The organism is Allobosea sp. BE125 (genome assembly GCF_031456075.1).
Lineage (GTDB): Bacteria > Pseudomonadota > Alphaproteobacteria > Rhizobiales > Beijerinckiaceae > Allobosea.
In genome coordinates this window covers 139,422-165,254 of record NZ_JAVDTY010000003.1, presented here as the reverse complement: position 1 = coordinate 165,254, position 25,833 = coordinate 139,422, and the positions used below count along the sequence as shown (strand labels likewise).

Here is a 25,833-nt window from a genome sequence, read left to right as displayed (position 1 = left end):
CGCTCCGGACAGATCAGAACCAGCGTTCCTTGATGACGATCGTATCGCCCGGCTGGACGGCGTAGGTGATCGGCACCGTCGCGGTCACCAATTGGCCGTCGACCTGCCGCGTCACCTCGGCCGAGGAACGTTGCCCGCGCGGGGTGAAGCCGCCGGCGATTGCGACAGCCGTCTGCACTGTCATGCCATTGACGTAAGGAAACTGGCCGGAATTGGTGACCTCGCCCAGGACGAAGAACGGGCGGTAGGTGTCGACCTCGACCGAAACCTTGGGCTCGCGCAGATAGCCGCGTCGCAGCCGGCCCTCGATCGCCTTTTCCAACTGCTGGGTGGTGTGCCCTTGCGCCTCGATCGTGTCGATCAGCGGCATCGAGATGCGGCCTGCGCCATCGACCGCATAGATGTTCGAGAGGTTGTCCTGCCCGAAGACGATGATGCGCAGGCGGTCGCCGCTGGCGAGCCGATAGGGGCCGCTCGGCTGGGCCACGGCGTAATTGGCGTCGACATAGCGCGGTGCGCAAGCGGTCGCGGTCATTGCGATGGCCAGAGCAAGAGGGGCGAGATGGCGACTCATCACGAGCAATACCCATGCGGAAACTGAAATCAGGACTAGGCTGATATGGTTAAGAAAACCTGATGATGAACAAGGTTCGGCTGTCCGTTGCCGGCTTTAACTCGACACTAACCTTACTGGGCTTTGATGATGGTCGCGTTCTCTCCGGAGCGCCGCCAAGTGTCCGTGAAGGGAAGCGTCATGACAGCTCAGACCGAGAGCCAAGCGCGAACCGAGAGCCAGGCGCGTGATGCCGGCGAGGCGCGCGGTGACATGCTCGATCTGGCGGCGCTATGGACGGCGATCAAGCGTCGCAAGCTCTGGATCATCGCCCCGACGGTGGCGGCGCTCGGCCTGTCCTTCGTCGCGGTCAACCTCGTCCCCGCCCGCTACACCGGCGAGGCGCGCATCCTTCTGGAGAACCGCGACAGCTTCTATACGCGGCCGGGGCAGAGCACCGGCGAAAGCTCCGGGCAGCAATTCGACAGCGAAGGCGTGCAGAGCCAGGTCCAGGTCATCATGTCGCGTGACCTGGCGCGCGAGGCGATCAAGCGCATCGGCCTCGTCGGCAATTCCGAGTTCGATGCGGGCGCCGGAGCGCTGAGCGCATTGAAGAAGATCGGCGTGATGATCGGAATCGGCGGCCATCCGGCCGATCGCTCGCCGGAGGAGCGCGTCCTCGAGAAATATTACGACCGCTTGCTGGTCTATCCCGTCGGTCGTTCGCGCATCGTCTCGGTCGAGTTCACCTCGCGTGATCCCGAGCTCGCAGCCAAGGGCGCCAACACCATCGCCAGTACCTATCTGGAAACGCAGGAGGCGGCCAAGCAGGACACGGCGCGCAGCGCCTCCTCCTGGCTCTCGACCACGATCGAGCCCTTGCGCAAACGCCTCGCCGAGGCCGAGGCCAAGGTCGAGGAATACCGCTCGCGCAATGGCCTGCTGGTTGGCGCCAACAACACCACGATCACCTCCCAGCAGCTCACCGACCTCTCGGCTCAGCTTTCTGCCGCCCGCAGCCAGCAGGCCGAGGCGCAGGCCAAGGCCGGCCTGATCCGCGACGCGATCAAGCAGGGCCGCACCTTCGAGATTCCCGATGTCGCCAATAACGAGCTGGTGCGCCGCCTGATCGAGCAGCGCGTCAACCTGCGCGCCCAGATCGCACTCGAATCGCGCAATCTTCTCTCCGAGCATCCGCGGATCAAGGAGCTGAACGCCCAGCTTGCCGATCTCGAGGGCCAGCTCCGTGCTGCCTCCGAGCGTGCGGTACGCACCCTGGAAAACGAGGCCAAGATCGCCGGCCAGCGTGTCGAGAGCTTCACCGCCGCCCTCGATGGCCAGAAGAAGAGCGCCTCAACCGCGAATGACAGCGAGGTGCAGCTGCGCGCCCTGGAGCGCGAGGCCCGCACGCTGCGCGACCAGCTTGAGCAGTATATGCAGCGCTACCGCGAGGCGATGGCGCGCGATACCCAGAACGCCGCCCCGGCCGATGCCCGCATCATCTCGCGTGCCGTGGAGCCGACCGAGCCGTCCTTCCCCAAGAAGATCCCGACCATGGTCGTGGCGACGCTGGCGACCTTCATGATTGCGCTGGCTGCAGTCGCCTCGCGCGAATTGCTCAGCGGGCAGGCCGGTGCGCCGTCCGGCAAGCCGCAGCGTGCTCCGGGCTGGGTCGGCGGCGGCACGACCGCTCGCACCGACCCGCGCCGCGAGCGCGTCGCGGGGCTGCTCACCCATGCCGGCAGGCTCGGCCAGATCACGCTCGACCTCGATCGACCGGAAGAGACGCTGGCCGATCTCGCCGAGCGGATCGACGAGCCGCCGCGCGGCATGGCCCCCATGGTCGTCGTGCTGGATGGGGGTGGCGACGGCGCGACGACGGCGCGCGACCTGGCCGAACTTTTGTCCCAGCGCTGCCGCTGCATCATCGTCGATCTCGTCGTCGACGGGGATCTCAGCCAGCCTGGCTTCTCGGAGCTGCTCGCCGGCGAGGCGCTGTTCTCCGACATCATCACGCGTGCCGAGGGCTCGCGGCTGCATCGCATCGGCCCCGGTCATGCCGGCCGCGACGCGGTGCTGGCGGCGCCCGACCTCGTCGAGGTCGCGCTCGATGCGCTCTGCGAGACCTATGACTGGGTGCTGGTGGCGGCAGCCTCAAGCGACGACAGCGCCGTTCTGGCGCCGATCGCCGGGCGCGCCCAGGGCGGGCTCGTCATGGCCGGCCAGGTCGGCAACGGCCACGCGGTCGAGGCCGCCTATCGGCTCTCGGATCTGACGAAGGCGCCGGTCGCGCTCGTGCTCGATGCGCCCGTGAACTTCACTGGTGCGATGGCGACGATGCGCCAGCATGACGAGGAGCCGGCCTGAGGTTTGGATCTCGTTCGGAAACTCCAGCCCTCATCCTGAGAAGCCATTCCTGTGGGAATGGCGTCTCGAAGGATGCTCCCGGAGACTCCCGAACCACCTGGAGCATCCTTCGAGACGCTACTTCGCAGCTCCTCAGGATGAGGGCTGTGGGAATCCCTGACGGTCTCCGAGGGCCTATTCCTCGCTCGCGCTGCGGCCCCGGTTCAGCCAGCCCGAGGTGCGCTGCGCCAGTTTCAGCAGCACAGGCGAACTCTTGACCCGGCGCTTGAGCGCGCGCTTGGCCCGGGCCACGCCGGCGAAGGCGCGTCCCTTCACTGTGAGCGGCAGGAAGGTGTCGACCAGTTCGTCGCGGTCGTCGCAGATCGTCGTCTTGTAGCGTGCTTCGCCGACGCCAAGATCGAAGACGCTGATGCCTGCATGGCCTTTCAGCTTGATCAGATCGACCAGCAGGATCTCGCCGGGGCTGGTCTTGGCGACCTCGCTGTCCATGTCGAAAGAGGTCGCCATCCCGGAGAAGCGCTGGCCCTGAACCGCGCCGACATAGGTCGCGACCGAATGGCCCTCGACATCGAGCGAGTAGAGTTCGAGCGCAGGCGCGACCGCGCCTCCCGTCGCGGCGGCGCGCTGCAGGAAGGAGCGCATCGCCGGATCGGCGAAAGGATCGGGCACGCCCATGGCCCTGAAACGCGCGGCCTTCTGGATCAGGAAGGCGTCGATCACGCTGGCGATCTCGGCCTCGCTCTGCGCCTTGACCAGTCGCGACGCGCCGAAGCTGGCGAAGCGGTTGCGCTTGTTCTTGAGCTTCTTATGCGCGTGGCTGCTCATGGCACGCCGCAGCGCACCTTCGGAATCGCCCGGCGTGAGCGCCAGCTTATAGGCGCCGCTCGGGCTTGGCCCTGCCGCGAGCAAGGCCGTCGGGTTCGCCACGCCCTGCCACAGCGTCGGCTGGTTGACGAAGACGAAGGCGTCGAGCCCGCCGATCGCCGCCCCGATCTCGTCGAGCATCCGGTGCGTCGTTCCGGCATCGAGGGCTGCGGCGAAATCGGGCGCGTAAAGGCCCATATGGTAGTTGGCGTGCTTGCCGCCGATGAATTCGGCGAAGCGGATGCCGTTGCGGCGCGTGATGACCAGCGGCAGGATCGCGATGGCCTGGGCCAGCGCGTCGCGCAGCACGGCATAGCGAAAATCCATGCCGTGGGCCGCGCCGACTGTCTCGGCGAAGGGCTGCACCCAGCCATAGGCCTGATAGGGCGTCACCAGCGCATGCGCCTCAAGCGCGCGCCAATCGGCTTCGATGGCGGCGATGTCGGAGGAGATCGCGAGCGAGCGCCAGGGCCGGGCGCCGAGCGCGCTGCGGTTCTCGGTAAGGGACAAGGCCGAAGGGCGTTCGGCGAGTGCGGACATGCTCAGGCGGCCTCTGCGGGCAAATGATGCGCCCTTTTAACCCGCTATTGTGAACAGACCGGTCAAGCTCGCGTGAGCCGGACGGGAGATCGGTGAACAGCGTTACCGAGCGGTTGCCAGAGCAGGATGCGAAAAAGTGGGAACCGGTTTTTCGTATTGATCCTGCTCTAACTCCTTGATGAGAGACGGATTCAGATCTCAGATGGGATCACTGTGTGAGCCCATCTGAAGTCATCCGGCTCTTGGCATTTTCGAGCGAAGTGGACACCGGTTCGCGTGAAGAAAATGCGATAAAACAAAGAGGTAGAGCATGTCCGCGGGGAGAAACGCGGAAAAGCTCTAGGGATAAGCGATGACTCTGCGCCACAAAGCCTTCTCGGCCGTGTTCAAGGCGATCGCGCTGACCCGCGCCGACCGCTGGGGCAGGGGCCTTGCGCAAGGCGCGGGCGTGATCCTGACCTTGCACCATGTCCGACCGGTTTCCCCTGCGGGATTCCAGCCCAACCGCCTGCTGGAGATCACGCCGGAGTTTCTCGACCTGACCCTGACGCTGATCAGGGCTGAGGGTTATGACATCGTCTCGCTCGACGAGGCGGTCGCGCGCCTGACCAGCAACAAGCAGAGCCGCTTCTTCGTCGCGCTGACCTTCGATGACGGGTATCGCGACAATCTCGACCATGCCTGGCCGGTGCTGGCGAAGCATGAGGCGCCCTGGACATTGTTCGTGACGCCGGGCTTCGCCGACCGCAGCGCGCGGCTCTGGTGGCTCGAGCTGGAGGAGGCGATCCGCGCCCTGTCGCGCATCGCGGTGGAGCTGCCCGATGGCGGTTTTGCCGCTCGCACCGAAACCGATGCCGAGAAGCAGCACGCCTTCACCGCGCTCTACTGGCGTCTGCGCAAACAGCCGGAAGCGATTCTGCTCGCTGTGATTTCCGCCCTGGCGCAACAGGCCGGCATCGACCCGGTTGCGCTTGTCGAGCGCGAATGCCTGCCCTGGGAGACGCTGCGCGCCGTCTCGGGCGCGCCCGGCGTGACGATCGGCGCCCATACGCTCACTCACCCGATGCTGGCGAAGCACGAGGCCGGGATCGCCCGCAGCGAGATCGTCGAGAGCAAGGCGCGGCTGGAAGCGGAGCTCGGCATCCCCATCCGCCATTTCGCCTATCCGGTCGGAGATCCCGGCTCGGCTGGCCCGCGCGAATTCAAGATGGCGGGGAAGGCAGGGTTCGCCAGCGCCGTGACGACGCGGCCGGGCCACCTCTTCGACGCGCATGCGCGCCATCTCCACGCTGTGCCGCGCGTTTCGCTCAACGGTTTGCATCAGAGCGAGGAGGCGGTGCGGGCGCTGCTCTCGGGCCTGCCGTTTCTACTGTGGAACCGGGGGCGGCGGGTGAATGTGGGGTAGCCGGTTTTCCCTTCTCCCGCCAGGGGAGAAGGGAAGACGGCTTCACCTCTCGTCCTTGCGCTCCATCCAGCGGATCAGCGGCAGCAGCGGCAGCACCCAGGCGAGGCCGAGCGCGATATAGGCGATCGTCTGCACCAGCTTCGGCGCCTCGGTGATGCGGCCCTGCGCCAGCGCCATGGCGACGAGCGCGTAGATGCAGACGAAGACGAGGATCGCGACGGTGCCGATCAGCTTGCGGTGGCTCTGGGTCATGCTTCGTCTCCGGCCCTGCGAGCCGTCGGCTGCGGCAATGCGGGCGTTGTCGGGTCTATCTTGCGGGTCTATCTGTCACCCGCGCGCCTGATTGTGAAGCGCGGCATTGACGAGCGAAGGCGCAGCTTCCGTGACGATCGCCCTGGACCAGCCCGTTTCCCAGACGAGCAGCAGCACAAGCCACGCCGGCATCCGCCGCTGGCTCTGGATCGTCGCCGCGCTCGTCTTCGTCATGGTCATCGTCGGCGGCGCGACGCGTTTGACGGGCTCGGGCCTCTCGATCACCGAATGGAAGCCGATCACCGGAGCGCTGCCGCCGCTCTCGGAGGCAGCCTGGGCTGCCGAGTTCGAGAAATATCGCGCCAGCCCGCAATACCAGCTCCTCAATGCCGGCATGGCGATCGGCGAGTTCAAATTCATCTATTGGTGGGAATGGGGCCACCGCCAGCTCGGCCGCTTCATCGGCCTGGTCTATCTCGCCGGTTTCCTGGTCGTGGCGTTGCGCCGCCTGCTGCCCTGGCGGCGGACGCTCGTCCTCTTCGGCATGGGCTTGCTGCTGGGCCTGCAAGGGGCGATCGGCTGGATCATGGTGGCCTCGGGGTTAGAGCCCGGCATGGTCGCCGTCGCGCCCGTGAAACTGACGCTGCATCTCACCTTCGCCGGGCTGTTCTTCGCCTCGGTCATCGCCTTCGCGACCTCGTTGACACCGCCGCGGCGAATCGAGCCGGCGCGGGGACGAGCCGTCGCCTGGCTGCTGCTGGCGCTGCTCTTCCTGCAGATCGCGCTCGGCGGGCTCGTGGCGGGGGCGCGGGCGGGCTTCACCCTCAACACCTGGCCGCTGATGGACGGCGCACTCGTGCCGCCGGCCTCGATGCTGTTCGCGCAGAACCCGTTCTGGGAGAACTTCGTCGACAATGTCGCCTTGGTGCAGTTCAACCACCGCCTCGGCGCCTATCTCCTGCTCGCAGTCGCGCTCTGGCACATGCTCTGGCTGCGCCGCATCATGCCAGCCTCGGGCGCCGCCAAGCGCGCCGCCGCGATCACGGGCCTCGTCCTGGCGCAGTCGGCACTCGGCATCGTGACCTTGCTGCTGGTCGTGCCGCTCTGGGCGGGGCTGGCGCATCAGGCGCTTGGCTTCACCGTGCTCGCCATGGGCGTGGTGCATCTGACGCGGACGGAGGGGGCTGCGCGCGCCGTGTCGTCATTGCGAGCGTAGCGAAGCAATCCAGGAGCGGCAGCGCTCGACGCCCCCCTAGATTGCTTCGTCGCTATGCTCCTCGCAATGACGGTCAGCCCAGCGCCTGATCGAGATCGTCGATCAGATCGACGACGTCCTCCAGCCCGATCGAGAGCCGCACCACCTCCGGCCCGGCGCCCGAAGCCGTCTTCTGCGCGTCGGTGAGCTGGCGGTGGGTGGTCGAGGCCGGGTGGATCACCAGCGAGCGGGTGTCGCCGATATTGGCGAGATGCGAGAACAGCTTGAGGTCCGTGACCAGCTTGACGCCGGCCTCGTAGCCGCCCTTGAGGCCGATGGTCATGACCGCGCCGCCGCCCTTGGGCGAATAGCGCTGGGCGAGCTCGTAATATTTATTGCCGGGCAGGCTGGCATAGCTGACCCATTCCACCGCCGGATGGCTCGACAGATGTTTGGCGACGGCCAGCGCGTTCTCGCAATGGCGTTGCATGCGCAGCGGCAGGGTCTCGATGCCGGTCAGGATCAGGAAGGCGTTGAACGGCGAGAGCGCCGGACCCATGTCGCGCAGGCCGAGCACGCGGGTCGCGATGGCGAAGGCGAAATTGCCGAAGGTCTCGCCCAGCACCATGCCGTTATATTCGGGTCTGGGCTTGGACAGCATCGGGTAGCGGTCGTCACCGACCCAGTTGAACGAGCCGCCATCGACGATGATGCCGCCGACGGAATTGCCGTGCCCGCCCAGGAACTTGGTGGCGGAGTGCACGACGATGTCGGCGCCATGCTCGAAGGGGCGGATCAGATAGGGGCTCGCCATCGTGTTGTCGACGATGAGCGGGATGTTGTGCTTTTTGGCGATGGCCGCGATGCCGGCGATGTCGACCACGACGCCGCCGGGATTGGCGATCGATTCGATGAAGATCGCCTTTGTCTTGGGCGTCACCGCAGCGGCAAAGCTCTCAAGATCGTCGGAATCGGCCCAGATCACGCCCCACCCGAAGTTCTTGTAGGAGTGGTTGAACTGGTTGATCGAGCCGCCATAGAGCTTCTTGGCGGCGACGAACTCGTCGCCCGGCTGCAGCAGCGCGTGAAAGGTCAGGAACTCGGCGGCGTGGCCCGAGGCGACGGCGAGTGCCGCGGTGCCGCCTTCGAGCGCAGCCACGCGCTCCTCCAGCACCGCATTGGTCGGGTTGCCGATGCGGCTGTAGATATTGCCGAAGGCCTGCAGGCCGAAGAGCGAGGCGGCGTGGTCGACATCGTCGAAGACGAAGCTGGTGGTCTGGTAGATCGGCGTGGCGCGCGCGCCGGTGGCTGCGTCAGGGGCCGCGCCCGCATGGATGGCAAGCGTGTGGAAACCCGGTGCGCGGTCGGTCATGGCGTGCTCCCTGAAGACTTCTGACTTCGAGACGATGCGTTCGTTTTAAAGAACGGTCTTGACGGCGTCAATTCGGGGGGCGGGTGCTCAAGGGCGGGCTGCGAGCTGCGGTCCGATATGCTCCGGCCTGATGCCGAGGCCGACGATGCGCGCCGGGATGCGGCGCAGGATCGGGAACCAACCGAACAGCCTGACCAGGAAGGGCGGGCCTAGCGGCGCATCGCTGTCGGCGCGCGCCAGGAGCGGCGAGATGATGCGGTTCTGCGCCAGGACCTGGATGCGTTGCGTCGCCCTGGTCGGGAACTCCCGGCGTTCCTGCACGGCTGCGAGATCGGCGTCTGCCAGCCGCTTCTCGCGCAAGGGCGCGGCGAGGCGATTGGCCGCCGCGACCGCGTCCTGCACCGCGAGATTGACCCCGACGCCGCCGATCGGCGACATCGCATGCGCCGCATCGCCGATGCAGATGAGGCCGGGGCGCCACCATCTCTCGAGCCGGTCGACCGCGACCGTCAGCAGCTTGATCTCGCCCCAGTCCGCGATGACGTCGATTCGATCGGCGAACCAGGGCGCGAGCTTGACGATGCCCTCGCAAAAGGCCTGGAGCCCGGCCGCGCGCAGTGCGTCGAACCGGCCCTTGGGAATGACGAAGGCGCATTGCCAGTAGTCACCCCGGTCGAGCGTGACGAGCAGGCGGCCATTGGCGACCTGACCGCCGGTCTGGCCCGGGTCGCCCGCCTCGCGCGGCAGCCTGAACCAAAGCACGTCCATCGGCGCGCCGATATCGAGGCTCTTCAGGCCGGACGCTGCCCGGATGTCGGAACGGCGCCCATCGGCCGCGACGACGAGATCGGCGCGGATGCGCAGCGGGCCGTCATCGGCCGTGCCGGTGAGGCCGACGATCCGGCCATCCTCCTCGATCAGCCCCTCGGCCTTCGCATTCATCAGCAAGGTGAAGCGCGCCTGTTCGCGGCCTCTGTCGGCCAGGAAATCGAGAAAATCCCACTGCGGCATCATCGCGACATAGGGAGCCACGACCGGCAGATGCGAGAAATCAACGAACTGAATGGTCTCGTCGCCGAAGCGGATGGCAAGCTCGCGGGTCTTGGTGTGCGGCAGCTTGAGGAAATCATCGAGCAGGCCGAGCTCGTGCATCACTTGCAGCGTCGAGGGGTGGATGGTGTCGCCGCGGAAATCGCGCAGGAAGTCGGCATGCTTCTCCAGCACGACGACATCGACGCCGGCTCGCGCCAGCAGGAAGCCGAGCATCATCCCGGCCGGGCCGCCGCCGGCGATGCAGCAGGTGGTGGTTCGTTCGTTCATCACGAGCTCCTCCAGTGGCGTGTCGTGGCTGCGGCGCGACCGCTCCGTCGGGTCAAGAACGCCGCCAGCGATGGGCTTGTTCACAATCATGGTGGCTGGGATAAAAGCGCGCATTTTTCGCACACAGCCCAAGCCTGCCAATTCCGCTTCGGGCACGGCGTTGACAGTCCCGACGAGCCGGCCGAATTTGTGCAGCGCAAGGCTATGGGGGGATGACGATGGCTGGTCGGTGTGCAATCGCGGCAGCGGGCCTCCTCGCTGGCTTTTTCGTTCTCACAAGCCCCGCCCGGGCGATCTGGCTTTCGGAGAGCGGCTCGGTCGCCACGCTGAGCGGTCCGTTCGCTACCGGCGACGAGACGATCTTCAAGGCTTTTCTCGACAAGCCGCGCTCCCAGCCGATCCGCGTGCTCTATCTGTCGAGCGCCGGCGGCAAGATCAATCCGGCCATGGCGATCGGCCGGATGGTGCGCAACGCCGGCATTACCACGGTGGTCGACGCCGACAGTGCCAGCTGTGCCAGCGCCTGCACCTATGTCTTTGTCGCTGGCGTGCGCCGCCACTACGTCAATGGCGGCAATGTGACCGAGGGCATGAACGCCCGCAACGGGCTGGGCTTCCATCCTGTCCACCGCGACGGTGGGCGCAACGAGGGCAAGACGTTCAGTGACAAGGGCAGCGAGCGCGTACGCGCCTATTATGCGCAGATGGGCACGCCGCGCGCCGCCGAGCTGATGGACAAGGCGGCGTTCGACACCTTCTACCGCCCGAACGGGCAGACGGCGCTGACGCTGCGTATCGCGACGAGCTTGTCGGCGCCCTGAGCGCCGGTGCTGGACCCGCTCGGGCCCGTCACGTCCCCGGCCGGTGGATCGTCAGCTTCTGAAATCCCTTGCCTGCGAGCACGGGCTTCTTCGAGGAGAGTATCCGCGAATTGATGCCCTGCCAGCCGATCTCGCCCGAGAGCCGGCCATATTCGATCTTGGGGCAGCGATTCATGATCACGGTGACGCCCTTCGCCTCGGCCCGCGCGGCGGCCTCGTCATTGCGCACCGAAAGCTGCATCCAGATGACCTTGGGTAGCGGATCGAGCGTCAGAGCCTCGTCGGTGATCGGTCCGGCGGCTTCCGAATTGCGGAAGATCTCGACCATGTCGATCGCGCCGGGGATCTCCTTGAGCGAGCCATAGACGGTCTTGCCCAGCAGCGTCTGTCCGGCGAGGCCGGGATTGACCGGGATGACGTCATAGCCGCGATCGAGCAGGTATTTCGTTACGATCCAGCTCGGCCGCGCCTCGTTGCTGGAGGCTCCGACCAGCGCGATGCGCTTCACGCTCTTGAGGATGTCGCGGATCAGGCTGTCGGGGTAGGCGTCGTGAGGCATGTAGCTGATCCGGCGGGAGGGCAAGCGCGGTTCTACACCGGTGCTGGCGGAGCGTCGATCTCGAAGCGCGAGCGGCTCGCCCAGCGGAAAATCCGCCGGAAACGACAGATTCGGCTGTGAAGCCCTGCCGCAGCGGCTGGAGCCGCAAGCGGGGCGTGCTAAATCCTAGAGCATTGATCCTGCTCCTGCTCTGCGTCTCCAGACCCCGACCCGCCGCTCCGGAACTCCATGCGCGTCCTGCTCGTCCTGATCGCCTTCGGCATGATCGCCGTGCCCGCTCTGCTGGCGCTGTCGCGTGACGACGCATCGCGTGGCCGGCGCATCGGCAGCGCGCTGGTGATCTTTCTGGCGCCGGCCATCGCGCTCGGGATGATCCATGGCGTGCCGGAGCTCAATGGCCGGGCGCTGGACTATCCGATCGTCTGGACCACGTTGCGGCTGGTGCTCTCGGCGCTCGCGCTGATCCTGCCCTGGTGCCTCTATGTCTGGCTTGCTGGCTCGCGCCGCTGAGCCCTTTCGAGATTGCTGACATGACCGAACCTGCCGACACCCCGACGATCGACCACGCCTTCACCGGCGACAGGCGCGGGGCCGCGCATGACCCGACCTATGCCGGCGCGCTCTCCTTCATGCGCCGGCGCTACAGCAAGGACGTCACCGGCTGTGATCTGGTGATCTGGGGCGTGCCTTTCGACCTTGCCGTCTCGAACCGGCCGGGCACGCGCTTCGGCCCGCAAGCCCTGCGCCGGGTCAGCGCGATCTTCGACGGCGATGCGCAATATCCCTCGCGCATTGACCCGTTCGAGCATCTTTCGGCTGTCGATTACGGCGATTGCCTGCTGCCGCGCAGCGATCTCCAGGGCTGCGCCAAGGCGATCGAGGAGGGGGCGGCGAAGATCATCGCCAGCGGCGCCCATCTCGTCACGCTTGGCGGCGACCATTTCATCACCTTGCCGCTGCTGCGCGCCCATGTCGCCCGCCATGGCAAGCTCGCTCTGGTGCAGTTCGATGCGCATCAGGACACCTGGGATGACGGTGTCGGCGCGATCAGCCACGGCACCTTCGTGCTGGAGGCCGTGCGCGAGGGGCTGATCGATGTCGAGCGCTCGATCCAGGTCGGCATCCGCACGGTTGCGCCGCGCGATTGCGGCATCGCGGTCATCGACGGCTACGCCGCGCAGGCGCTCGGCGTGGACGAGGTGGCCGCGCGCATCAGGCAGCGGGTCGGGCAGGGCCCGGCCTATCTGACCTTCGACATTGACGGGCTCGACCCGGCCTTCGCGCCGGGCACCGGCACGCCGGTGGCGGGCGGGCTCTCCTCGGCGCAGGGGCTTGGCATGGTCTGGGGCATCCGCGACCTCGATTTCCGCGGCATGGACGTGGTCGAGGTCTCGCCGCCTTACGACCACGCCGACGCGACAGCGATCGCCGGCGCGGCCGTGGCGCAGCATTACATCCAGGCGCTGGCGCTGAAGAAGATGGGGTGATGCGGCTGAATCGGTTTGGCAGCGCTGCGGCGCAACCGATTCAGATCATTGAGATAGGTCCCCTCGTCATGCTCGGCCTTGCGCCGAGCATCCACGTCTTGAACACGATGCTTGCCGGACGAAGACGCGGATGGTCGGGACAAGCCCGACCCTGACGACAGAGCGTTGGCTTGCGTCGAGATTGACACGGTAGCCTCCCTCCATCATATCCCTCCCTATGATCACGAACCCGATCCGACGTCGCCCGACCATGGCCGCCCCTGCGCGACCGCGATGACGCTCGGCTGCTAGTCCGATTGTCCGCGACCGCGCCATGAGCGCGGTTTTTTTATGTCTGAAGCCGACGAAGCAACCTGCTTTCGCACCCATCGGGGGTCCAGATGAGCCAGAACCTGAAATCCATCTTCATCGACGGCGAGGCCGGCACCACGGGTCTCGGCATCCGCGACAGGCTCGCGGCCCTGCCCGAGGTCGTGGTCAAGAGCATCAGTGCCGACAAGCGCAAGGATCCTGCCGCGCGCAAGGAGATGATGGCGGGCGTCGATCTCGTCGTGCTCTGCCTGCCCGATGATGCGGCCAGGGAATCGGTCGCACTCGCCGATGAACTCGGCGGCGACGCGCCCAAGATCGTCGATGCGGCGACGGCTCATCGCGTCGCGCCGGACTGGGTCTATGGTTTTGCGGAGATGGCACCCGGCCATGCCGAGAAGATCGCCAACGCCAACCGCGTCTCCAATCCCGGCTGCTATCCGACCGGCGCGATCGCTCTGTTGCGGCCGCTGGTCGATGCCGGCCTGCTGGCGCAGGACCATCCCATTACCGTCAACGCAGTGTCGGGCTATTCTGGCGGCGGCAAGAGCATGATCGAGGCCTATGAGGCTGGTGCAGCTCCAGCCTTCGAGCTCTACGGGCTCGGCCTCCATCACAAGCACCTGCCGGAATTGCAGCTCTATTCGCGCCTGATGCGGCGGCCGATCTTCGTGCCCTCGGTCGGGAATTTCCGGCAGGGCATGCTGGTCTCGATCCCGCTGCATCTCGACATGCTGCCGGGCAAGCCGACGACCGCCGCGCTCGAGGCTGCGCTCGCCGCGCACTATGCCGGCTCGACCTATGTCAGCGTGGTGCCGAGCGCTCAGGCCGGCGGCAAGCTGGAGCCGGAATCGCTCAACGACACCAACCGGCTCGAACTGCACGTCTTCGGCGACGACGCGCTGGGGCAGGCGGTGCTGGTCGCCAAGCTCGACAACCTCGGCAAGGGCGCGTCGGGTGCGGCCGTGCAGAACATCCGGCTGATGCTGGGGCTCACCGAGGGGTGATTCCGGCCGTCACGAAAATGTGAAGAGAGACCTGTCCTATCACAAGGCCGCTTTCGCGGGTGCATCGTAGCATAACGTCCGTTGCGCGCCGCGAAGGCGCTGCGAAAGGATTGATTCTTGCCGACGGCCGCACCTCCGGAAAACCAACTGATCGACCGCATCTACGAGGCGGCCATCGTCTCCGAGGGATGGCCGGAGGTGTTGCGGGCGACAGCCGAGGTTGCCGGCTGCCGCGAGGCGCTGTTCGGCACGATACTGGACGGGGAGGCGCGCCTGACGGCGTCGAGCGCGGCCTTCGAGAATACCTATAACGACATCATGCTGCGCCTGCCCGTGCCGGTGAACCAGCGCAGTTTGCGGCTTCTCGCCAGCCGGCATGCGGGCTTCATCACCGATACGGATGTGTTCACGGCCGATGAGCTCGCCACCGAACCGCTCTATCAGGACATGCTGATCCCTTCCGGCTATGGCTCGGCTGCGGCGACGGCGATTACCTGTCCTTCCGGCGATGTGATCGTCGTCCATTGCGAGCGCGGCTTCGACGAAGGCACGGTGGAGCCCGAGGCGCTCGCCTCTCTCAACCGCTTGCGGCCGCATTTCGCACGCGCCGGCCTGCTGGCGCGGCGTCTCGGGCTGGAGCGGGCGAAGGCTGCCGCACAGGCGCTCGAAATGATGGGTTTACCTGGCGCCGTGCTCGGACCGGGCGGACGCATTCTCAGCGCTAACACCCTGCTGAGCGCGCTGATGCCGGCGGTTTTCCGCGACCGGCCGGCGCGGCTCGGGATCGTCGACGCCGCCGCCGACCGCATGCTGGAGACGGCCATGGCAGCGCTCGCCTATCAGGCTCATGACGCGGCGGTGCGGTCGATCGCGATCCCGGCAGGGCAGGGGCACCCGCCCATTGTCGTGCATCTCTCGCCTGTGACAGGTCGGGCGCGCGACGTGTTCACGCTGGCGAGCGCGATCCTGGTCGCGACGCCGGTACGGCCCCATCGCATTCTGGGCGCCGACCTCATCGAGGGCCTGTTCGACCTGACGCCGGCGGAAGCGAAGCTCGCGGCGATGATCGCCGCCGGGCACGCACCCCGGCAGGCGGCGCAGCGACTCGGCGTGACGGAGGGGACTGCGCGTACGACGCTCAAGCGCGTCCTCGCCAAGACGGGGGTTCACCGCCAGTCGGATCTCGTCGGTATGCTTCAGGGCGCTGCGAAGCTCGGCTGACGAGGTGGCAGGATAAACCCCTATGCCCCCATTTGGGGGGTGCGCGGATCGCGGCGGCGTGAAATTTCTGGAAACACATGCAGCCGATCGGCTGCAGTTCGGGGCGCCGCCACTCCGGCGGACCGCTTCCGGCGGGCTCTCATGGCAGATGAGGGCCGTTTGCCGGTTGAAGCTTACGCCACCATGACCGGGTCAAGCGGTCATGGTGGCGCTTTTTTTAAAGCTCTCAGGAAGCCTTGAACGGCACGAAGTTCTGCTTCTGCGTACCCAGCCCGTCGATGCCGAGCGTGACGACTTCGCCGCCCTTCAGGAAACGCGGCGGCTTGAAGCCGAGGCCGACGCCGGGAGGCGTACCGGTGGTGATGACGTCGCCGGCATCCAGGCGCATGAACTGGCTGATGTAATGTACCAGATAGGCGGCGCCGAAGATCATCGTCTTGGTCGAGCCGTTCTGGACGCGCTCGCCATCGACCTCGAGCCACATGCCGAGATTCTGCACGTCGGCAATCTCGTCTGGCGTCACCAGCCAGGGGCCGAGCGGTCCGAAGGTCGGGCAACCCTTGCCCTTGGCCCATTGCCCACCGCGCTCGGCCTGGAACTCGCGCTCCGAGACGTCGTTGCAGACGCAGAAGCCGGCGATCGCGGCCATGGCGTCCTTCTCGTCGATATAGGAGCCGCCGTCGCCGATGACGATGGCGAGCTCGACCTCCCAATCGGTCTTCACCGAGGCCTTCGGAATCATCACGTCGTCATAGGGGCCGACGATGCAGTTCGGCGCCTTGTTGAACAGGATCGGCTCCTTGGGGATCGCGGCGCCGGTCTCGGCGGCGTGATCGGCGAAGTTGAGGCCGACGGCGATGAAATTATGCACGTCGCCGACGCAGGCGCCGATTCGCGGCGAACCCTGGACGAGTGGCAGCGATTCGGGATCGAGAGCCTTGAGCTTGGCGAGCGAGGCTGAGCCGAGCGTCTTGCCGGCGAGATCCGAAATGACGCCGGAGAGGTCGCGCAAGCCACCCTTGGCATCGAGAAGAGCTGGTTTTTCCTGGCCAAAAGCGCCGTATCGCAGCAGTTTCATGGTGTTTCCCCCTGTTTCAATCGATCTAAGTCGGGTGGCGCGCACCTGAGCGGATGGGGCGCGCAATGACAAGTGAGTTCCCGCGCATGACGCGGCTGCGTCTGGATAGCCATGAGATTGTTGCGCCGATGCAACGTATCCCGCGAAAGCAACATGCCCGGCAATCGGGCTGCCCTGCGTGGTTTTTAGCCGGGTGTGTCGAAATCGACGATAGTTCGCATGTAAACGATCGTTTTACCCATGCTGCTTCGCGACGATGCGAGAAATCGCCAGGTTTTTAGCGGTTTTCCGGCATGACGCTTCGGAAACAAGCGAAGTTGCGGCGTTTTCAGGGCGCTTGCGGCGGGATTGCGGCGAAACCGGCCTCACGTCATGGTGGTGTCAGCGAGGCGCTTCGACCTCGAAAGATGCAATCAAAGGGATGGATTAGGATGAAGAGCACCGTTCGCCTCATCGCCGCGGCAACCGTTTCGGCAGCTGCTCTTCTCGCGGCTGGCTCTGCCTCCGCCAGCTCCTTCGCCATCCGCAGCGGCCAGAGCGCTGAAGGGCTCGGCATGGCCTATGCCGGCGCTGCCTCCGGCGGTATCGGCATGGGGTCGATGGCCTGGAACCCGGCCACGATCACCATGTTCCCCGGCCGCAACAGCAACTGGAACTTCACCTATCTCAACGCGAATGCCGATTATCAGCCGACTGCGGCCACGCGCCTTGGTTCGCCGCTCGGCCCGCTGAACCCGATCCAGAACGGCACCGGCAATCTCGGCGGCGACGGCGCCTTCATCCCCGCCTCCTACAGCGCCTGGCAGCTCACCGACCGCTTCTGGCTCGGCGTGACCACTGGCGCGCCCTATGGGCTGCGCTCCAAGCCCGACCAGCAGGTCAATGCCGGACAAGTCTATGGCCGCTCGGCCAAGGTGCAGACGATCAACGTCTCGCCGAACGTCGGCTACAAGGTGAACGACTGGCTCTCGGTCGGCGCCGCGCTGCAGGTCCAGTATTTCAATGCCGCGCTGAAGCAGGCTTCGGGCGTCGGCCCGACGGCGGCGCCGGTCATCATCGAAGGCGATACGATCGACTTCGGCTATCGCTTCGGTTTCACCCTGACGCCGTTCCAGGGGACCTCGATCGGCCTGGCCTATCGCTCCGAGGTGCGCCAGACGCTCGAGGGCACGTTCCGCACGCCGCTCGCGGTCGTTCCGGTCAAGGCCAACCTCAACCTGCCCGATTCGGTCGTGTTGGGCGTGTCGCAGGTGATCAATGATCAGTGGCAGGTCCATGCCGGCGTGGAATGGACGAATTGGAGCCGCTTCCGCAACATTCCGATCGTCGCCAAGGCGAACGGCGTGCCGGTCACGAGCCTGAACTTCCAGTATGACGATGCCTGGTATTTCTCGCTGGGCGCGGAATACAAGTACAGCAACGCGCTGACGCTGCGCGCCGGTGTCGGCTACGAGCTCTCGGCCGTGAACGACCGCAACCGCACGATCTTCATCGCCGACAATGATCGCCTCTGGCTCTCGGCCGGCTTGAGCTATCAGGTCACCGACAAGCTGAAGCTCGATCTCGGCTACACCTATATCGATGTGAAGAAGGCGAGCGTGAACTACACCGGCAGCCATCCTCAGCAGGCCGCCGTGTTCTACACTGCCGAGGCCAAGCCCTTCATCCACATCGCCTCGGTCGGCCTGACCTATCGCTGGGACGACCCCGCCGAGGCGATCCCGGTGCGCCCGGTCGTCCGCAAGAACTGAGCGGAGCTTCCGCACAAAGGAAAGGCCGGCCTTCGGGCCGGCTTTTTGTTGTGAGCTTAGGGCGCGCGCGGGGCTGTGAAGGCTTGCTGCGGATGGGCCGCGGTCATGGCGGCGGCCCGGCTTACGAGATGTCCCCGGCTCCTAGAGCATTTCCGCGTTTCTCCGAGGTGCGGAAATGCTCTACTTCGTTGTTTTGTCGTACTTTCTTCACGCGAACCGGGGTCCGCTTCGCTCGAAAATGCTCTAGCTTTTCGGGCCAGCTATGGTCACTGTTCCTGCGTATCGGCTGGAGCAGCCGCAAGACCGTCGATGCCGCTGCGCGCGACGGAGCCCGCCAGAAAACCGCTTGAGCGCATCTCACTGAGGGCCGCGTTGACCAATTGAAGCCGATCCTGATGATCGATCGGCACGGCCACGGCTTGCGGTACACCATAAAAATTGTCGTCGAGCATTCGTAGGCCGGGAACGCCCAGCGTCGCGCTGGAGAGCCGCTGTCGCCCGCCCGCGAAGGCAATCACGTCCCCGGTCCGAAGCCACTGGACAGCGTCTCGCAAGGTATAGTCGGGCGTCTCTCGCACTTTCGCTGCGATCAGCCGCCCTTTCAGCCACACGCCGACACTGTCATCGGTGTTCACCCCGATCACCTGAGTGGGTCGGTCAAGCTCCTTCACAGAGCGGAGCGGGGAATCTGCACTCACAAGCGCGCTCTGCTGCACCAGCATGTACGTCCGGGAGTAGAGCACGATACCAGTGCGCGCCGGGTTAGGAGCGACAAATCCGATGTCCGCCTGGCCGCTTCGGACCGCCTCAAGCACGGCGGCGGCCGTCGGAAGGGGCGTGATGCTGACCGGCACGTCCGCCCGGCGGCCCAGTTCGCGCGTGATGTCGGCGATCACACCTGAAACTGTGCCGGTTGCCGGGTCGAGGCGAGCCTGTGCGACGTTCGTACCGATATATGCAACGCGCAGCGTGCCGCTCGGCGCCAGCACTGGGTCGGCAGCCTGCACCGGACAGGCGAGCAAGACCGCAATGAACGTGAGCAGGGCACAGCGCATGGGAAACCTTGGCAAGAGCAACCTCGGCATGTGAAACCTGGGCATGTGAAACCTCGGCATGGGAGACCTCGGCCCATTGTTGAGCGTCAGGGTATCGTGGTCACCACCTTATCCGCTCCGGCGCAGCCCGCCCCGCCGCAATCTCCCGTCCTAAGCCTTCATCTTCACATAGCTTCCCGGAGCCTCGCCGAGCGGCTCGAGCTTGCCGTCGCCGGGTTGGCGTGCGGGCACGCGCTTTGGCGCCTGCGCCTCGATCCAGGCGAACCAGTGCGGCCACCAGGAGCCGGGATGCTCGGCGGCCGCCGCGATCCAGTCCTCGTAGCGTCCTTCGGCCTTACCGCCGGTCCAGTACTGATACTTGACCTTGGCGGGTGGGTTGACCACGCCGGCGATATGGCCCGAGCCGGCCACGACGTAATCGACCGGCCCGCCGAAGCATTGCGAGCCGAGGAAGACCGACGGCGCCGGGGCGATATGGTCCTCGCGCGCGGCCAGATTATAGATCGGGATCGTCACCTTCTTCAGGTCGAGCGTCTTGCCGCCGATGCGCATCTCGCCCTTGGAGAGCTTGTTCTCGAGATAGCAACTGCGCAGGTAGAAGGAGTGGTTGGCGGCCGGCATCCGGGTCGAATCGGCGTTCCAGTAGAGCAGGTCGAAGGCGGTCGGCGCCTTGCCCTTGAGATAGTTGTTGATCGCATAGGACCAGATCAGGTCGTTCGGCCGCAGCATGTTGAAGGCGCCGGCCATGCGCGAGCCGTCGAGATAGCCGCTCTTGGCCATCTTCTCCTCGACCGCGCGAATCTGGTCCTCATCGACGAAGACGGATAATTCGCCGGCCTTGGAGAAATCCACCTGCGTCGTGAAGAAGGTGGCGCTGTCGATGCGCTTGTCCTTTGCTGCCGCCATATAGGCCAGGGAGACGCCGAGCAGCGTGCCGCCGACGCAATAGCCGATCGTGGTGACGCGCTTCTCGCCCGTTGCCTGTTCGACGGCGTCGAGCGCAGCAAAGACGCCCTCGCGCATATAGCTCTCGAAATCCTTGGCAGCGTGGCGCTCGTCGGGGTTGACCCAGGAGATGCAGAAGACTGTCAGCCCCTGCGACACGCACCAGCGGATGAAGCTCTTTTCGGCGTTGAGGTCGAGGATATAGAACTTGTTGATCCAGGGCGGCACGATCAGCAGCGGGCGCTTCAGCACCTGCTCGGTTGCGGGCGCATATTGGATCAGCTCCATGATCTCGTTGCGGAAGATCACCTTGCCCGGCGTGGTGGCGATGTTGACGCCGACCTCGAAGGCATGCGCGTCCGACTGGCGGATCTTGAGCTCGCCCTTGCCGGCCTCGATGTCCTCGGCCAGCATCTTCATGCCGCGCACGAGATTGTCGCCGTTCTGCCGCAGCGTCTCGCGCAGCAATTCCGGATTGGTCGCGACGAAGTTCGAGGGTGAGAGCGCGCCTGCGATCTGCTTGACGTAGAAACGTGCCTTCTCGCGCGTATGCGGGTCGATGTCCTCGGTGCGTTCGACCATGTCCTCGGCCCAGCGCGAGCCGATGAGATAGGCCTGCTTGACGAAATCGAACATCGGATGCGCCGACCAATCGGGGTCGTTGAAGCGCGCGTCGCGCTTGTCGGGCTGCGCCACGGGCTCGGCCGCCTCGCCGCTGACGCGCTTCAGCGTGGCGCTCCACAGGCTGAGGAAATCGGCGGTGATCGAGGCCTGCGCCTCCATGATCTTGCGGGGATCGCTGACCCAGCGCTCGGCGACTCGGCCAAGCGTCTTGACCATCTCGCTGACCTCTTCGGTCGCAGCCGGTTTGGCCTCGCCGCGCTCGATCGGCTTCAGATAGGCGGCGGTGACCTTGCCGTATTCCTCGACCAGACGGCCCATATTCTGCGTGAATTGATCGAAGTCGGGCGCTAGGGTCTCCGGCGCGGCATCGGGCGAACCGGCGTCCAGTCTCGGCTTGTCGTCCTTTGGCCGATTCATGGCGCCTCTCCCGTCGCTTTATTCTGCGGGGCAGCTTAACACTCCCCATTTTGGTCCCATTAAGGACGTAGCCGATATGATTGACAAACAAAAATCGACAATGCGCCGGAACCGCTCATGCCGCTCGATCCGCCCAAGCTCTTCGATGTGCCCATGACGAAATCGATGATCATGCTGCTGGGGCCGACTATGCTTGCCCTGTCGCTGGCAGGCTGCGCGGGCGAGGGGCCGGTCAAGACGGTCGCCGAAGTCGCCGGAATCGCCACCACTCCGCAAGAGGCCAAGAGCTTCGTGCAGCAGACCCGCCCTGTCGATCCGGCATATATCCCGATCAACAAGACGATCGCCGTCAATCCTTTATGTGCGGGCCCGACCCCGCCGCCGGCCTATACGCCGACGGGTCAAGCCGCCCGTTTCACGGCTCCCGTGCCTGATCAGAAGCCGACCGACCCCTGCAAGCGGCGCGCCGAGTTCAAGCAGATCGAGAGCCAGCTCGAGGCCAGGCGCATTGCCAATGATGCGGCAGGGTCCCAGGCCGTCTCGCTCGGCAAGGCCTTGCCGGCGCCGGCTCCCGCTGCGGCGCTGCCGACGAACTGAGCCGGCATCGGTGGGAGAAACCGGCCTTTCCCTGACGTTCGATCGATTCTTGCGTTTTTAGGGCTGCCATGACCGAAGATGCGGTGCTAAGCACCCTTGGCGCAAGGATTATGACTTGCGCGCATCACAAGTCCGCCGTCCTGGCGAGGGATCTGTTCGATATGGCCGATTTTCACCGCATCAAGCGCTTGCCGCCTTACGTTTTCGAACAGGTCAACAAGATCAAGGCAGCCGAACGCGCCAAAGGCGTCGACATCGTCGATCTCGGCATGGGCAATCCCGACCTGCCGGCCCCAAGGCATGTCATCGAGAAGCTGGTCGAAACCGCCGGCAAGCCGCGCACTGACCGTTATTCGGCCTCCAAGGGCATCGGCGGCCTGCGCCGCGCCCAGGCGCATTATTACGAGCGGCGCTTTGGCGTGAAGTTGAATCCGGACACGCAGGTCGTCGCGACGCTCGGCTCCAAGGAGGGCTTCGCCAATATGGCGCAGGCCATCACCGGCCCGGGCGATGTCGTGCTGGTGCCCAATCCGAGCTATCCGATCCACGCCTTCGGCTTCCTGATGGCGGGCGGCGTCATCCGCTCGGTGCCGGCCGAGCCGACGCCGGCGTTCTTTCCGGCGCTGGAGCGGGCGATCATCCATTCCGTGCCGAAGCCGATCGCGCTCGTCACCTGCTACCCGGCGAATCCGACGGCCTTCACCGCCTCGCTCGATTTCTACCGTGATCTCGTCGCCTTCGCGAAGAAGCACGAGCTGATCCTGCTCTCCGACCTTGCTTATGCCGAGGTCTATTTCGACGACAACAACCCGCCGCCCTCGATGCTGCAGGTGCCGGGCGCGATGGATGTGGCGGTCGAGTTCACCTCGATGTCCAAGACCTTCTCGATGGCGGGCTGGCGCATGGGCTTCGCCGTTGGCAATGAGCGGCTCCTCGCTGCGCTTGCGCGGGTAAAATCCTATCTCGATTATGGCGCCTATACGCCGATCCAGGTCGCGGCGGCTGCTGCCCTGAACGGCCCCGATGATTGCATCCGCGAGATGCGCGAGATCTACCGCAAGCGCCGCGATGCGCTGGTCGAGAGTTTCGGCAAGGCCGGCTGGGACGTGCCCGTGCCGCAGGCCTCGATGTTCGCCTGGGTGCCGATTCCGGAGAAGTTCCGCCATCTCGGCTCGCTGGAGTTCTCGAAGCTCTTGATCGAGAAAGCCGAGGTCGCGGTCGCGCCAGGTATCGGCTTTGGCGAGCATGGCGACGATTTCGTCCGCATCGCCATCGTCGAGAACGAACAGCGCATCCGCCAGGCGGCCCGCAATGTCGGCCGCTTCCTCAAGACGGCCGACCAGACCCTGCACAACGTCATCCAGATGCCGAAGGCGGGGTGAGGGCGGAAGCCAATCCGGGGCGCGACGCCAATACCATCCACCGCGTCATCCCGGGCTTGCCCCGGGATCCATCGAAGGGCGTCATTCTCGGGCTTGACCCGAGAATCTCATGACCAGCCAGCTGAAATCAGAGATGGCCGGGCCAAGCCCGATCATGACGCACTTCGAATTCCGGGTCTGTGCAGAGTTTATCCTTGGGCCGGCCAAAGACCGGACCCGGGGGCTGCGTCCGGGATGACGCAGAGGATGTCAGAAGGACCGTAAGGACTGGACCGCGCCGCCCAAACATGGGAACCCCTTGGCGGCGGACATTCTCGTCCGGACTTGGACCGAGGCGCGTGAGATGTTCTCAAAAGGCCGTCTGATCGGCATCGGCTTCGGCCTGTTCGCGTTGATCTGCCTCGTCGCCACCTTTGACTATTCACGCGGGCGACTGCCCCAGACGGATTCGCCGCTGGTCGCCGATGTACTGGCCGCGACGATCGCGCGCGATTGCGGCCGGGACGCCACCGAGATCGTCGCCCGCTATATCCCCCTGGGCACTGAACAGGCGCAGGCCGAGCAGGTTCTTGAGAGCGTGACCATCGTGCCGCCGAAGCCCTGGTTCTGGAGCCCGATGATCGAGAACTCGACGGCCTGGGACGGAGCCTCGGTGGAGGCGCTGCGGACGATCAAGGCCACGGCCTTCGGCAACAACCTGCTGCGGATCCATCTGAGCTTCGCGGACAAGAAGGTGAAGCGGATTGCAGCCGAGGTGGTCTGCCGCTTCGAGTGACCATATCTATGCGGAGAACCTGTCATGACGATCGTGGTTCAGCAGGAAAGTCCGGACCAGCCGAGCGTTGTTGATTTCCTCGGGAAGGCTGATGAGCGCTCCTCGGCGCTCTATCCCTCGGAGAGCAGGTTCGGATCGCCCCTGACCGCGCTGCTGGCGGACAATGTCCGTTTCTTCGTCGCGAGAGCGGATGGCAAGGCGCTGGGATGCGGCGGCTATGCCGTCTTCCCGGATGGCTCGGCTGAAATGAAGCGCCTGTTCGTCGATCCCGATTCGAGAGGGCAGGGCGTCGGCTTCCGGCTCGTCCAGGCGATTGAGGCTGCTGCTGCCCAGGACGGCGTCCGGCAAATCTTCCTGGAGACGGGCGTCAAGTCGCATGAGGCCTTGGGGCTCTACCGGCGCATCGGATTCAAGCAGTGCGGACCGTTCGGCTCCTATGCCAACGACCCGTTGAGCATCTTCATGGTCAAGTCGCTCAAGCCGGCGTGAATGGCCTATCATCCCGACCTGCGCCGTTGACTCGCGCCTCCCCTCATGCGACCCCGCGCCATATGACCCTCGCGCCTCCCTCGCCACAATCCTCGCCGCTTCGCATCGGCCTTGCCGGGCTTGGCACCGTTGGAGCCTCCGTGCTGCGCATCCTGCGCCGGCAGGAGAATGCGCTCGCCGCCCGCTGCGGCCGCGCCATTCGCGTCACCGCCGTCTCGGCGCGCGACAGGACCCGGGATCGCGGCGTCGATATTGCCGGCCTGACCTGGTTCGACGACCCCGTCGCGCTGGCGAAATCCTCGGAGATCGACTGCCTGGTCGAGCTCGTCGGCGGCTCGGACGGCCCGGCCAAGGCTGCGGTCGAGGCGGCGCTCGCCGCCGGAAAATCGGTCGTCACCGCCAACAAGGCGCTGCTCGCCCATCATGGCGTGGCACTGGCGACGCTTGCCGAGGAGCAGGGCGTGGCGCTGGCCTTCGAGGCGTCGTCGGCCGGTGGCATCCCGGTGGTGAAGACGCTGCGCGAGGCCTTGTCGGGCAACAATGTCACGCGGCTCTATGGCATCCTGAACGGCACCTGCAATTACATCCTCTCGCGCATGGAGATGGAGGGGCTGACCTTCGAGGCCTGCCTCGCCGACGCCCAGCGCCTGGGTTACGCCGAGGCAGACCCGACCTTCGATGTCGAGGGCTACGACACCGCCCATAAGCTCGCCATCCTGACCAGCCTCGCATTCGGCACGAAGATCGACGCCGAAGCGATTCATGTCGAAGGCATTTCCTCGATCGCTCCGCTCGACCTGAAGATGGCCGACGAGCTCGGCTACCGGATCAAGCTGCTCGGCGTTGCAGAGCGGACCAAGACCGGCATCGAACAGCGCGTGCACCCGACCATGGTGCCGAAATCCTCGGCCATCGCGCAGGTGATGGGCGTGACCAACGCCGTCACCATCGACGCCGACGCGGTGCGCGAGATCACCCTGGTCGGTCCCGGTGCGGGCGGCGACCCGACGGCCTCGGCCGTCGTCGCCGATATCGCCGATGTCGCGCGCGGCACGGCGGGCCTGCCTTTCGGCCTGCCTGTGGCGCGGTTGGAAACGCCGACCCGCGCGCCGATGCAGCGGCATGAGGGCGGCTATTACGTCCGGCTTGCCGTGCTCGACCATCCCGGCGCGGCGGCCGCAATCGCGACCCGCATGGCGGAAGCCGACATCTCGCTCGAAAGCATCGTCCAGCGCCGTTCGGAGAGCGCGGCTGCGCGCGATCCCTCCGGGCGTTCCGGCGCGCCGGTCCCGGTCGTGCTCATCACTTACGCCACCAGCGAGTCCGCGATCCGGGCGGCGCTGGAGAAGGTCTCTGCCGACGGCCATATCGCGGAACCGCCGCAAGTCATCCGTATAGAGCGGGAGTAGGCAATCGGCAGTCGGCAGTAGCCACGTCCGACTGCCCGC

23 protein-coding genes are annotated in these 25,833 nt (G+C 65.7%); 14 read left to right on the top strand and 9 right to left on the bottom strand.

The window, feature by feature from the left end; genetic code table 11:
- Nucleotides 1-13: 13 nt before the first annotated feature.
- Nucleotides 14-574: a polysaccharide biosynthesis/export family protein gene (locus J2Y55_RS09320; protein ID WP_404978869.1), complete on the bottom strand. Its 561-nt coding sequence runs from the start codon at nt 572-574 to the stop codon at nt 14-16.
- 180 nt (nt 575-754) lie between these two features.
- Between J2Y55_RS09320 and J2Y55_RS09315 the strand changes: the two genes are divergently transcribed.
- The gene (locus J2Y55_RS09315) at nt 755-2,920 is read left to right on the top strand and encodes a GumC family protein (protein WP_310151165.1); all 2,166 of its coding nucleotides are present in this window, start codon (nt 755-757) and stop codon (nt 2,918-2,920) included.
- 174 nt (nt 2,921-3,094) lie between these two features.
- Here J2Y55_RS09315 and J2Y55_RS09310 read toward each other — a convergent pair whose 3' ends face one another.
- Nucleotides 3,095-4,324: a GNAT family N-acetyltransferase gene (locus tag J2Y55_RS09310; protein ID WP_310151162.1), complete on the bottom strand. Its 1,230-nt coding sequence runs from the start codon at nt 4,322-4,324 to the stop codon at nt 3,095-3,097.
- 352 nt (nt 4,325-4,676) lie between these two features.
- On the opposite strand from J2Y55_RS09310, the gene J2Y55_RS09305 reads away from it, so the two are divergent.
- Nucleotides 4,677-5,729: a polysaccharide deacetylase family protein gene (locus J2Y55_RS09305; protein WP_310151158.1), complete on the top strand. Its 1,053-nt coding sequence runs from the start codon at nt 4,677-4,679 to the stop codon at nt 5,727-5,729.
- Nucleotides 5,730-5,771: 42 nt separating this feature from the next.
- Here the strand turns inward: J2Y55_RS09305 and J2Y55_RS09300 are convergent, their stop codons facing one another.
- The gene (locus J2Y55_RS09300) at nt 5,772-5,981 is read right to left on the bottom strand and encodes a DUF2842 domain-containing protein (protein WP_310151153.1); all 210 of its coding nucleotides are present in this window, start codon (nt 5,979-5,981) and stop codon (nt 5,772-5,774) included.
- A 106-nt stretch (nt 5,982-6,087) separates the two neighbouring features.
- On the opposite strand from J2Y55_RS09300, the gene J2Y55_RS09295 reads away from it, so the two are divergent.
- Nucleotides 6,088-7,197 (top strand): COX15/CtaA family protein, encoded by a 1,110-nt coding sequence (locus tag J2Y55_RS09295; protein WP_404978868.1) that lies wholly within the window; start codon nt 6,088-6,090, stop codon nt 7,195-7,197.
- Nucleotides 7,198-7,270: 73 nt separating this feature from the next.
- On the opposite strand, the gene J2Y55_RS09290 is transcribed toward J2Y55_RS09295, so the two are convergent.
- Nucleotides 7,271-8,548: an O-acetylhomoserine aminocarboxypropyltransferase gene (locus J2Y55_RS09290; RefSeq protein WP_310151147.1), complete on the bottom strand. Its 1,278-nt coding sequence runs from the start codon at nt 8,546-8,548 to the stop codon at nt 7,271-7,273.
- 87 nt (nt 8,549-8,635) lie between these two features.
- Nucleotides 8,636-9,868, bottom strand: a complete 1,233-nt coding sequence (locus J2Y55_RS09285) for an FAD-dependent oxidoreductase (RefSeq protein ID WP_310151144.1) — start codon at nt 9,866-9,868, stop codon at nt 8,636-8,638.
- Nucleotides 9,869-10,086: 218 nt separating this feature from the next.
- Here J2Y55_RS09285 and J2Y55_RS09280 point away from each other — a divergent pair, with 218 nt between their 5' ends.
- Complete coding sequence (locus tag J2Y55_RS09280; RefSeq protein ID WP_310151141.1) at nt 10,087-10,689, top strand: COG3904 family protein; 603 nt, start codon at nt 10,087-10,089, stop codon at nt 10,687-10,689.
- A 28-nt stretch (nt 10,690-10,717) separates the two neighbouring features.
- On the opposite strand, the gene J2Y55_RS09275 is transcribed toward J2Y55_RS09280, so the two are convergent.
- Nucleotides 10,718-11,248, bottom strand: a complete 531-nt coding sequence (locus J2Y55_RS09275) for a CoA-binding protein (protein ID WP_310151138.1) — start codon at nt 11,246-11,248, stop codon at nt 10,718-10,720.
- A 228-nt stretch (nt 11,249-11,476) separates the two neighbouring features.
- Here J2Y55_RS09275 and J2Y55_RS09270 point away from each other — a divergent pair, with 228 nt between their 5' ends.
- The 4 genes from J2Y55_RS09270 to J2Y55_RS09255 all read left to right on the top strand — a co-directional run bounded on the left by J2Y55_RS09270 (nt 11,477) and on the right by J2Y55_RS09255 (nt 15,272).
- On the top strand, nt 11,477-11,758 hold the full coding sequence (locus J2Y55_RS09270; protein ID WP_310151135.1) for a hypothetical protein: 282 nt from the start codon (nt 11,477-11,479) through the stop codon (nt 11,756-11,758).
- A gap of 20 nt (nt 11,759-11,778) precedes the next feature.
- A complete protein-coding gene (gene speB / locus J2Y55_RS09265) occupies nt 11,779-12,735 on the top strand; it encodes an agmatinase (protein ID WP_310151131.1) in 957 nt (318 codons plus the stop codon).
- A 380-nt stretch (nt 12,736-13,115) separates the two neighbouring features.
- Nucleotides 13,116-14,051: an N-acetyl-gamma-glutamyl-phosphate reductase gene (gene argC / locus J2Y55_RS09260; protein ID WP_310151128.1), complete on the top strand. Its 936-nt coding sequence runs from the start codon at nt 13,116-13,118 to the stop codon at nt 14,049-14,051.
- Between the two features lie 117 nt (nt 14,052-14,168).
- Nucleotides 14,169-15,272: a helix-turn-helix transcriptional regulator gene (locus J2Y55_RS09255; RefSeq protein WP_310151125.1), complete on the top strand. Its 1,104-nt coding sequence runs from the start codon at nt 14,169-14,171 to the stop codon at nt 15,270-15,272.
- Between the two features lie 226 nt (nt 15,273-15,498).
- Here the strand turns inward: J2Y55_RS09255 and J2Y55_RS09250 are convergent, their stop codons facing one another.
- Nucleotides 15,499-16,350 carry a fumarylacetoacetate hydrolase family protein gene (locus J2Y55_RS09250; RefSeq protein ID WP_310151122.1) on the bottom strand — a complete coding sequence of 284 codons (852 nt, stop codon included), beginning with the start codon at nt 16,348-16,350 and terminating at the stop codon, nt 15,499-15,501.
- Nucleotides 16,351-16,781: 431 nt separating this feature from the next.
- Between J2Y55_RS09250 and J2Y55_RS09245 the strand changes: the two genes are divergently transcribed.
- Nucleotides 16,782-18,101, top strand: coding sequence for an OmpP1/FadL family transporter (locus J2Y55_RS09245; RefSeq protein WP_310151119.1), 1,320 nt, complete (start codon nt 16,782-16,784; stop codon nt 18,099-18,101).
- A 266-nt stretch (nt 18,102-18,367) separates the two neighbouring features.
- Here J2Y55_RS09245 and J2Y55_RS09240 read toward each other — a convergent pair whose 3' ends face one another.
- Both J2Y55_RS09240 and J2Y55_RS09235 read right to left on the bottom strand, forming a co-directional pair.
- Nucleotides 18,368-19,156 carry a transporter substrate-binding domain-containing protein gene (locus J2Y55_RS09240; RefSeq protein ID WP_310151116.1) on the bottom strand — a complete coding sequence of 263 codons (789 nt, stop codon included), beginning with the start codon at nt 19,154-19,156 and terminating at the stop codon, nt 18,368-18,370.
- A gap of 150 nt (nt 19,157-19,306) precedes the next feature.
- Nucleotides 19,307-21,142 (bottom strand): PHA/PHB synthase family protein, encoded by a 1,836-nt coding sequence (locus J2Y55_RS09235; RefSeq protein ID WP_404978867.1) that lies wholly within the window; start codon nt 21,140-21,142, stop codon nt 19,307-19,309.
- Nucleotides 21,143-21,259: 117 nt separating this feature from the next.
- Between J2Y55_RS09235 and J2Y55_RS09230 the strand changes: the two genes are divergently transcribed.
- From J2Y55_RS09230 to J2Y55_RS09210, 5 genes are all read left to right on the top strand, one after another.
- Nucleotides 21,260-21,739, top strand: coding sequence for a hypothetical protein (locus J2Y55_RS09230; RefSeq protein WP_310151113.1), 480 nt, complete (start codon nt 21,260-21,262; stop codon nt 21,737-21,739).
- A 161-nt stretch (nt 21,740-21,900) separates the two neighbouring features.
- Nucleotides 21,901-23,121, top strand: coding sequence for an LL-diaminopimelate aminotransferase (locus J2Y55_RS09225; RefSeq protein WP_310151110.1), 1,221 nt, complete (start codon nt 21,901-21,903; stop codon nt 23,119-23,121).
- 343 nt (nt 23,122-23,464) lie between these two features.
- On the top strand, nt 23,465-23,896 hold the full coding sequence (locus J2Y55_RS09220; protein WP_310151107.1) for a hypothetical protein: 432 nt from the start codon (nt 23,465-23,467) through the stop codon (nt 23,894-23,896).
- Nucleotides 23,897-23,920: 24 nt separating this feature from the next.
- Nucleotides 23,921-24,385 carry a GNAT family N-acetyltransferase gene (locus J2Y55_RS09215; RefSeq protein ID WP_310151104.1) on the top strand — a complete coding sequence of 155 codons (465 nt, stop codon included), beginning with the start codon at nt 23,921-23,923 and terminating at the stop codon, nt 24,383-24,385.
- A gap of 62 nt (nt 24,386-24,447) precedes the next feature.
- Nucleotides 24,448-25,794, top strand: coding sequence for a homoserine dehydrogenase (locus J2Y55_RS09210; RefSeq protein ID WP_310151100.1), 1,347 nt, complete (start codon nt 24,448-24,450; stop codon nt 25,792-25,794).
- The last annotated feature ends 39 nt before the right edge of the window (nt 25,795-25,833 follow it).